The sequence below is a fragment of the Burkholderia sp. 3C genome (genome assembly GCF_054589155.1).
In genome coordinates this window covers 1-7,659 of the sequence record NZ_BAAILN010000026.1, presented here as the reverse complement: position 1 = coordinate 7,659, position 7,659 = coordinate 1, and the positions used below count along the sequence as shown (strand labels likewise).

Genomic DNA, 7,659 nt, shown 5'->3' with positions numbered 1-7,659 from the left:
CGGCCGTTCACGCGTCGCCGGGGTGCGGGCCGGCCGGCGCGGGCGGCAGCGCCGTGTCGAGCGCAGCGGCAGCGGCCAGCGCCGCCGCGCCGGTGGCGAGCGGGTGGGCGGCGGCAGGCGTGCCGGAATCGGCCGCGTCACGCGGGGCCGGATTCGGGGAAGGCGGGGCGCCCGCCGCCCCGTCGCGCGCGCCGCGCGTGGCGTCGTCCTGCGTCAGCAAGCGCTCGCGCACGAAGCCGATGTGCTCGCGCAGCACGTAGAACTGCCCCGCATAGGCAAGCGGCATCTTCATGCGGTTGACGGCGTCTTCCACGTCGTCGAGCTTGTCGAGCAACGCGGCGCGCTCGCGCGGCGACAGCTCGCCGAGCGCGCTGCGTTCGAGCGTGATCAGCGCGCCGTACCAGCGGTAGATCCGCGAGCGCACGCGCCAGCCGTACAGCAGCGGCACGAAGCGCAGCCCCGGGATCAGCACCACCACCAGCGGCACCACGATCACCAGCAGCCGGTCGACCAGGCTCGCCACCCAGAACGGCAACTGGCGGTAGAGGAAGGTCTTGCCCGACTTGTAGTAGCGCGCGGCGTCGTCGGACAGCGCGATGCTGCTGTGCGTGACCGGCGAAGGGAATTCGCCCGCGCGCTGCAGGATCGTGGCGCGGCCCTGCACCTCGCGCGCGGCCTCGATCAGCAGGTCCGACAGCGCCGGATGCAGCGAATCGCGCGCGATCAGCTCGACGGTGGGCGACAGCGTGTGGATGTCTTCGGCCGGCAGATTGGTGCCGGGGTCGTAGACGCCCATCGGCAGCGTGATGTCGGTCAGGTAGGGCAGGCGGCGCGCGTAGGCGTCGGCTTGCGGGAACGAGTAGAAGCGCACGCCCGGCGCGCGGAACAGCTTGGCCATCACCGGGATCTGGGTCGAATCGCCCGACAGGAACGCCGCGTCGATCTTGCCGTCGATCAGCGCGCGGGCGGCATCCTCGCCGGCCAGCGGCAGAAGTTGGGTGGCGCCGCCCGGCAGGATGCCGTTCAGCTTCAGCAGCGCCAGGCCGAGTTCGTGCGAGCCGCTGCCGTCCGGGCCGAGTGCGAGGCGCTTGCTGCGAAACTGCGAGAGCCGCTGCACCGGCGCGCCGCGATACAGGATCGCGATCGGCACGTAGCCCACGCTGCCGAGCGAAACCAGTTGGTCCGGCGGGGTTTTCTGTTCGAGCCCGCTCTGCACGAACGCGACGTCCACCTCCGCATGCGGATCGAGCAGGCGCTGCAGGTTCTGCGCCGAGCCCTCGGACGGCAGCACGTCGAGCGTGATGCCGTTCTTGGCGAGGATTCGCTTGTACTTCTGCGCAGCCGACCAGTTGGTGCTGCCCGGCGGCCCGGCCGACAGCGTCAGATGGGTGGGCGGCGCGGGCTGGATCAGCCGGATCGCGAGCCAGATCGCCGCGCCGCCGAGCAGCAGCGCCGGGCCGAACGACATCGCCAGGTCGCGCCACGAGACCGTCACGAAGCGGGTGAGGATCGGGTGCGGGCGACGGGAGCGGGGCGTATCGGTCATCGGGGCGGGAGGGGCGGGGCAGGCCGGTTCGGCGCAGGACGTTCAGGCATCCTGAATCGCGACGATGGTAACCGAGTTCGACGGCGGCGAGGCAGGCGGGGCGGGGGATTCGGGAAGGTCCGGATGGCTGCGCGCCACACTCGCGATCCGTAACGCAAAGGCTTTGCGCTTCGCGTGCCGCTGGATTACATTGTGCGACGCAGCCGCGCCTTGTCCGTCGCGGCGCGACCCGGCGCTTCACTTCCAGATCGGGCGCGAGACGGACGAGGCCCGGCAGTCCGGTCAGCCCAGCGCTTGCCGGGCGGACGCAGCGCCTCTCGATTGCTTCGTGGAAATGTCGGCCGGCGGCTCATGCCGTCGGCCGTTTTCTGGGGGTTCACCGGCCACGGTTCGTCAATGAACGAACCTCGCCGGCAATACAAGGACAAGGAGCAAACATGAAGTCGATCGTGTGGAAGGCACTGGGCAGCGCGGTAGTGGCGGCGCTCGTATGCGGCAATGTGTATGCGCAGGCGAGCGATGCGGCCAGCACCGACGCGCCGGCGGCGACCAAGAGCACGTCGAAGGCTGGCGCCAAGACGGCTCGCAAGCAGAACCGCCAGCTCGGCTACGCGGTGCGCAAGGCCATCACGAAGGCCGGCGGCGTCGATGTGTCGAACATCACCGTGCGCTCGAAGGGCGGCGCGATCTCGCTGCAGGGCTCGGTGCCCGACGCATCGCAGATCGACAAGGCAGGCGACGCCGCCAAGGGTGTGAAGGGCGTCACGTCGGTCGACAACAAGCTGACCGTCCAGCAGCAGTAAGGCGCTGGCAGCGCGCGGCGCGGCGGTTTCGCCGCGTTGCGCGCGTTTCCCTCCGGTTTTTCCTCGTTTTTCCCTTTATTTCCCGCCGCCCGTCCGTCCTCAGACGGTGACGAGCTTCAGCCCCACCGCCACCAGCGTGGCCGCCAGCACGTTGCGCAGCAGGCGCTCCGGCGCGCGCGTCGACAGATGGCTGCCGACCACGATGCCCGGCAGCGAGCCGAGCAGCAGCGACACCAGCATCGACCAATCCACCGAGCCGAGCAGCCAGTGGCCCATGCCGGCCACCAGCGTGAGCGGCACCGCGTGCGCGATGTCCGAGCCGACGATGCGCGTGGTCGAGAGCGTGGGATACAGCAACAGCAGCACCGTGACGCCGATCGCGCCCGCGCCGACCGAGGTCAGCGACACCAGCACGCCGAGCACGACGCCGGTCAGCACGGTCAGTGCGACGGTGCGCACCGGGTTCGGCGCGAACGCGTGGCGCGAGGCGAACGCGGCCAGTTGCGGGCGGAACACCAGCGCGACCGAGGTCAGCAGCAGCGCCGCGCCGAGCACGATCTGGATCAGCCGGTTGGTGGACGCCGAGCCGAAGCCGTGCGCATGCAGCAGCCAGAGCGTGAGCGCCGCGGCCGGCACGCTGCCCGCCGCGAGGCGGCCCGTGATGCGCCAGTCGATCGAGCCTTTCGAGCCGTGCACCAGCGTGCCGGTGGCCTTGGTGGCGGCCGCGTAGAGCAGGTCGGTGCCGACCGCCGTGGCCGGGTGGACGTTGAACAGCAGCACCAGGATCGGCGTCATCAGCGAACCGCCGCCGACGCCGGTCAGGCCCACGAGGAAGCCGACGAACAGGCCGGAAGCGGTGTACAGCAGATCGATATGAGGAAACGACATCGGCTAGGCTCGAAGGGGTGGGCGCGGGACCAAACCCGGCATTGTCGCAAAACTGGCGTCCGGGCGTGGGAATCTCCGTCGGAACGTCGCCGAGAGGGCCGGCAAGGGCATTCGTCAGACCATGAAAAATGATTGCCGCGCGAGCACGGGCAATCGGAATGAATCGGGGATTGCCGCGCAAAGAAAATCGCGCGAGCGATTGAACCGCTCGTATCGAAAATGTTTAAAAAATAATTCGATGCGATTTCGATCGACCCATCGGGAGGCTTGTCCGGCGTGCGATCGCACGACATCGTTGCGCAATGCCTCGGCGCCGGATTGGTGAAAAGCCGACCTGTCATTTCCAATAGGGTGATTGGCATTCGATATTCGCGCCGTTACGGCGATCGTGCGTAACGTTCCATTCGACTGTTACGTTACGCCGGTGAATCGCGACGAATTCCTGGCTTGCCCGCACGATCGCGTGTTGCGGCGCCGTCGTGCACGAACCCCGCCATTCCCGGGGGTTTGTCGGATGTTTGTTCGACGAACCGCGCCGTTGACAATTGGCTTGCCGCACTGGCACGGACCCTGCAATGGACTCAGCCGTCATACCCGACGGCAAGACCAACTGACATGGGGTCAACAATGAAACAACACTTCAAGTTGTCGAGCATCGCGCTTTCGGCGCTGACGGCATTCGGTATCGCAGCGGCGCAGCCCGCGATGGCCGACGCCGGCACGATCGTCAGCGATCTGGGGGCCAATCTGAATCTGGGCAGTTCGCTGAACGCGAGCGGGGCGACGCTGGGCGGCACCGGCAGCCTGGCGGGCTCGTCGCTCGGCGTGAGCGCGGCGATCAATGCGATCGACGGCGTCGCGCTGACGGTGACGGCGAACGGCGCGAAAGTGATCGATCTGGCGCTCGGCAATGTCGTCGGGCCGCTCAAGACTTCGCTCGGCGGGCTCGCCAGCACGGTCGGCGCGCTGGCGCAGAACACGCCGCTATCGGGCGTCGTCTCGGGTTTGCAGACGGCGTTGCAGAACCCGACCGGCGCGTTGTCCGGCATCGTCGGCACCGCGAGCGGTGCGCTGTCGAACGGGCTGGGCGCGGCGTCGGGGGCGTTGTCGTCGGGCGCGGGTGCGCTGGCCGGTGGTGTGTCGAGCGGGTTGGGCAAGGCATCGGGGGCGCTGGCTTCGGGCGCTGGTGTGCTGGCCGGTGGACTTGGCTCGGCGGCGGGCGGCTTGCAGGCGGTGGGCGGCACGGTCGTGACGGGGCTGTCGACGGGGCTTGGCACCGCGACGGGCGGGCTGAAGTCGGTGGCAGGGACGGTCGCGGGCGGGTTGTCGAACGGGGCAGGGGCGTTGGCGGGTGGCCTTGGTGCGGCGACGGGTGGTTTGAATACGGTGGCCGGTACGGTCGCGGGTGGGTTGTCGAACGGTGCGGGCGCGCTGGCCGGCGGCCTTGGTGCGGCGACGGGTGCGTTGTCGTCGGGTGCGGGTGCGCTGGCAGGTGGGCTTGGTGCAGCGGCTGGCGGGTTGCAGTCGGTGGCCGGGACGGTTGCGGGCGGGTTGTCGAACGGGGCGGGGGCGTTGGCTGGCGGCCTTGGTGCGGCGACGGGTGGTTTGAATACGGTGGCCGGGACGGTTGCGGGTGGGTTGTCGAACGGTGCGGGCGCGCTGGCCGGCGGCCTTGGTGCGGCGGCGGGCGGGTTGAACACCGTGGGCGGCACGGTCGCGAGTGGCCTGGCGAACGGCGCAGGCGCCCTGGCGGGCGGCGTATCGAGCGGCCTCGGCACGGCGTCGGGTGCATTGGCCTCGGGCGCGGGTGCACTGGCAGGTGGTCTCGGTACGGTGTCGGGTGCGTTGTCATCGGGAGCCGGTGCATTGGCCGGCGGCCTCGGTGCGGCGGCGGGCGGGTTGAACACCGTGGGCGGCACGGTCGCGAGTGGCCTGGCGAACGGCCTCGGCACGGCGTCGGGCGCGTTGGCCTCGGGCGCGGGTGCGCTGGCAGGCGGCCTCGGTGCGGCGGCAGGCGGCCTGAACGGCGCGGCTGGCACGGTCGCGAGCGGCTTGCAGAACGGCCTCGGCGCAGCCACGGGCGCACTGTCGAGCGGTGCGGGTGCACTGGCCGGCGGCCTGGGCTCGGTGGCTGGTGGTCTCGGCTCGGTGGCGGGTGGCCTGAACGGTGCAGCCAGCACGGTTGCAAGCGGTTTGCAGAACGGCCTCGGTGCGGCCTCGGGCGCGTTGTCGAGCGGTGCGGGTGCGCTGGCTGGTGGTCTTGGTTCGGCGGCGGGTGGTTTGAACACGGTGGCAGGCACGGTCGCAAGCGGCCTGCAGACCGGCCTCGGCACAGCCACGGGCGCACTGTCGAACGGCGCGGGCGCGCTGGCCGGCGGCTTGAGCTCGGCCGCAGGCGGTCTGTCGACGGTGGCCGGCACGGCATCCGGCGCACTGTCGAGCGGAGCCGGCGCGTTGGCCGGCGGCCTCGGTACCGGCGCAACGGCCCTGTCGGGCGCGCTCGGCTCGGGCGCGAATGCCCTGTCGGGCGGCGTGCAGGCCGTGGCGAGCGGCCTCGGCACCGGTGCTACCGCCGTCACGGGCCTGGTCGGCAGCATCAATCCGGCCACGGCGGTCACCGGCGTCCTGAACGCCGCGACCTCGGGCCTGGGCAACGCGGCCGGCACGCTGACGGGCGCGCTTTCGTCGGTGCCGACGGCCGCCTTGACCGGCGTGGTCAACGCCGCGTCGTCGGGCCTGTCGTCGACGGTCAACGGCGTCGGGACGGTGGCGAGTTCGATCGCCAGTACCGGCCCGGCTGCCGTGACGGGCGTCGTCAACGCGGTCACCGGCGTGGTTGCCGGCAACCCGATCGCGCCGATCACGTCGCTGGTCGGCAACCTGTCGGGCGCGCTGCCGGTGTCCACGGTGACGGGTGCGGCCACCACGGTCGCGAACACGCTCACGGGCGGCCTGTCGACGGCTGCCCAGACGGGCCTGGCCACCACCACGGCGCTGGGCGCGGCCGGCTCGACGCTCGCGTCGACCACCGGCGCCACGCTCGGCAACCTGGCGACCTCGGGCGCGACGGCGCTCGGCACGGTGGCGTCGACCGGCGTCACGACGGTCGGTGCGGTGGGCAACGTGGTGACGCAGACGGTCGGCGCCGTCGGCGCGGCGCTGCCGGGTGTGGCGATCACGCCGTCGTCGGGCGCGTCGGGCACGTCCGGCTCGTCGGCGAGCGCTGGCACGCTGCTCTCGCCGGTGACCTCGCTCGTCACGACGCTGGCCGGCGCGGCGCTGCCGCGCAAGTAAGCCGACGCGCTGCGGCGCGCGGCATCGGCGGGTCAGGCTGTCCGGCAACGGCGCGCCTGGCCGCGCCCCCGGCCAACCGGGCCGGATCGCAGGCGGTACGACCTTCGTGTCATACCGCCTTTTTTTGTGGCACGGCCGCCTTCGCCGGCCCGCTTGCCCCGAATCGAATCCTCGCGGGAACTCGCCCGCGACGCGCGGTCGAACCGGCTTGCAGCATCCCGTACACGACGGGCACGTCGGCAGCCGAGGCAATCACCCAGGCCAGGTCTTATAGTGAAGCCCACCCGCGCCCCGCCATGCCGGCGACGCGTGGCGCCGGACCACCGGCCGCCGATTCCGGAGACGACCGGGAGCCCCGCTCCCAGACAGAGGACCTGCCGAATGAAAAAACTGATCAACGATGTCGAACGCGTGGTGCCCGACCTGCTGAACGGGCTGGTCGCGCTGAATCCCCATCTGGCCTTGCTGGCCGGCCGGACCATCGTGGTGCGCGCCGATGCGGCCGAGGCCGCGTCGCGCGGCGAGGTCGCGCTGGTGTCGGGCGGCGGCGCGGGGCACGAGCCCGCGCACGCGGGCTACGTGGGCGCCGGCATGCTCAGTGCGGCGGTGGCCGGCGAGGTGTTCACGTCGCCGTCGGTGGACGCGGTGCTCGATGCGATTCGCGCCGTGGGCGGCCCGGCGGGCGTGCTGTTGATCGTCAAGCACTACACGGGCGACCGGCTCAACTTCGGGCTGGCCGCCGAGATCGCGCGCGCCGAGGGCATCGAGGTCGAGACGGTGATCGTCTCCGACGACGTGGCGCTGGCCGCGCGCGGCGACCACGCCGGGCGGCGCGGCCTGGCCGGCACGGTGCTGGTTCACCGCGTGGCCGGCGCGGCGGCGGCGGCCGGGCTGCCGCTTGCCGAGGTCGCGCGGCACGCCCGCGAGACGGCCGAGGCGCTCGGCACGATGGGCGTGGCCTTGTCGGCATGCACGGTGCCGGCCGCCGGCACGCCCGGCTTCACGCTCGGCGAGCGCGAGATCGAATGGGGGCTCGGCATCCACGGCGAGGCCGGCGTCGAGCGCGCCGAACTCGAATCGGCCGATGCGGTGGCGTCGCGCCTGATCGCCCGCATCGCCGACGATCTC

General features: G+C 71.4%; 5 protein-coding genes. 3 read left to right on the top strand and 2 right to left on the bottom strand.

Going from position 1 to position 7,659, the window contains the following annotated elements; translation table 11 throughout:
- Nucleotides 1-7: 7 nt before the first annotated feature.
- On the bottom strand, nucleotides 8-1,546 hold the full coding sequence (locus ACYP33_RS03595) for a TAXI family TRAP transporter solute-binding subunit (RefSeq protein WP_459619755.1): 1,539 nt from the start codon (nucleotides 1,544-1,546) through the stop codon (nucleotides 8-10).
- A 437-nt stretch (nucleotides 1,547-1,983) separates the two neighbouring features.
- Here ACYP33_RS03595 and ACYP33_RS03590 point away from each other — a divergent pair, with 437 nt between their 5' ends.
- Nucleotides 1,984-2,349 (top strand): BON domain-containing protein, encoded by a 366-nt coding sequence (locus ACYP33_RS03590; protein ID WP_414450250.1) that lies wholly within the window; start codon nucleotides 1,984-1,986, stop codon nucleotides 2,347-2,349.
- Between the two features lie 99 nt (nucleotides 2,350-2,448).
- On the opposite strand, the gene ACYP33_RS03585 is transcribed toward ACYP33_RS03590, so the two are convergent.
- Entirely contained in the window at nucleotides 2,449-3,237 is a 789-nt protein-coding gene (locus tag ACYP33_RS03585; protein WP_414444069.1) for a sulfite exporter TauE/SafE family protein, read from the bottom strand.
- A gap of 627 nt (nucleotides 3,238-3,864) precedes the next feature.
- On the opposite strand from ACYP33_RS03585, the gene ACYP33_RS03580 reads away from it, so the two are divergent.
- Both ACYP33_RS03580 and ACYP33_RS03575 read left to right on the top strand, forming a co-directional pair.
- Nucleotides 3,865-6,531 (top strand): beta strand repeat-containing protein, encoded by a 2,667-nt coding sequence (locus tag ACYP33_RS03580; protein ID WP_459619754.1) that lies wholly within the window; start codon nucleotides 3,865-3,867, stop codon nucleotides 6,529-6,531.
- A gap of 381 nt (nucleotides 6,532-6,912) precedes the next feature.
- Nucleotides 6,913-7,659: dihydroxyacetone kinase subunit DhaK (locus ACYP33_RS03575; protein ID WP_459619752.1), on the top strand; the 747-nt coding region annotated here is incomplete at its 3' end.

Excerpts from the sequence above, each read along its gene's own strand:
- ACYP33_RS03595 (WP_459619755.1), bottom strand. The coding sequence starts at position 1,546 with ATGACCGATACGCCCCGCTCCCGTCGCCCGCACCCGATCCTCACCCGC.
- ACYP33_RS03590 (WP_414450250.1), top strand. The coding sequence starts at position 1,984 with ATGAAGTCGATCGTGTGGAAGGCACTGGGCAGCGCGGTAGTGGCGGCG.
- ACYP33_RS03585 (WP_414444069.1), bottom strand. The coding sequence starts at position 3,237 with ATGTCGTTTCCTCATATCGATCTGCTGTACACCGCTTCCGGCCTGTTC.
- ACYP33_RS03580 (WP_459619754.1), top strand. The coding sequence starts at position 3,865 with ATGAAACAACACTTCAAGTTGTCGAGCATCGCGCTTTCGGCGCTGACG.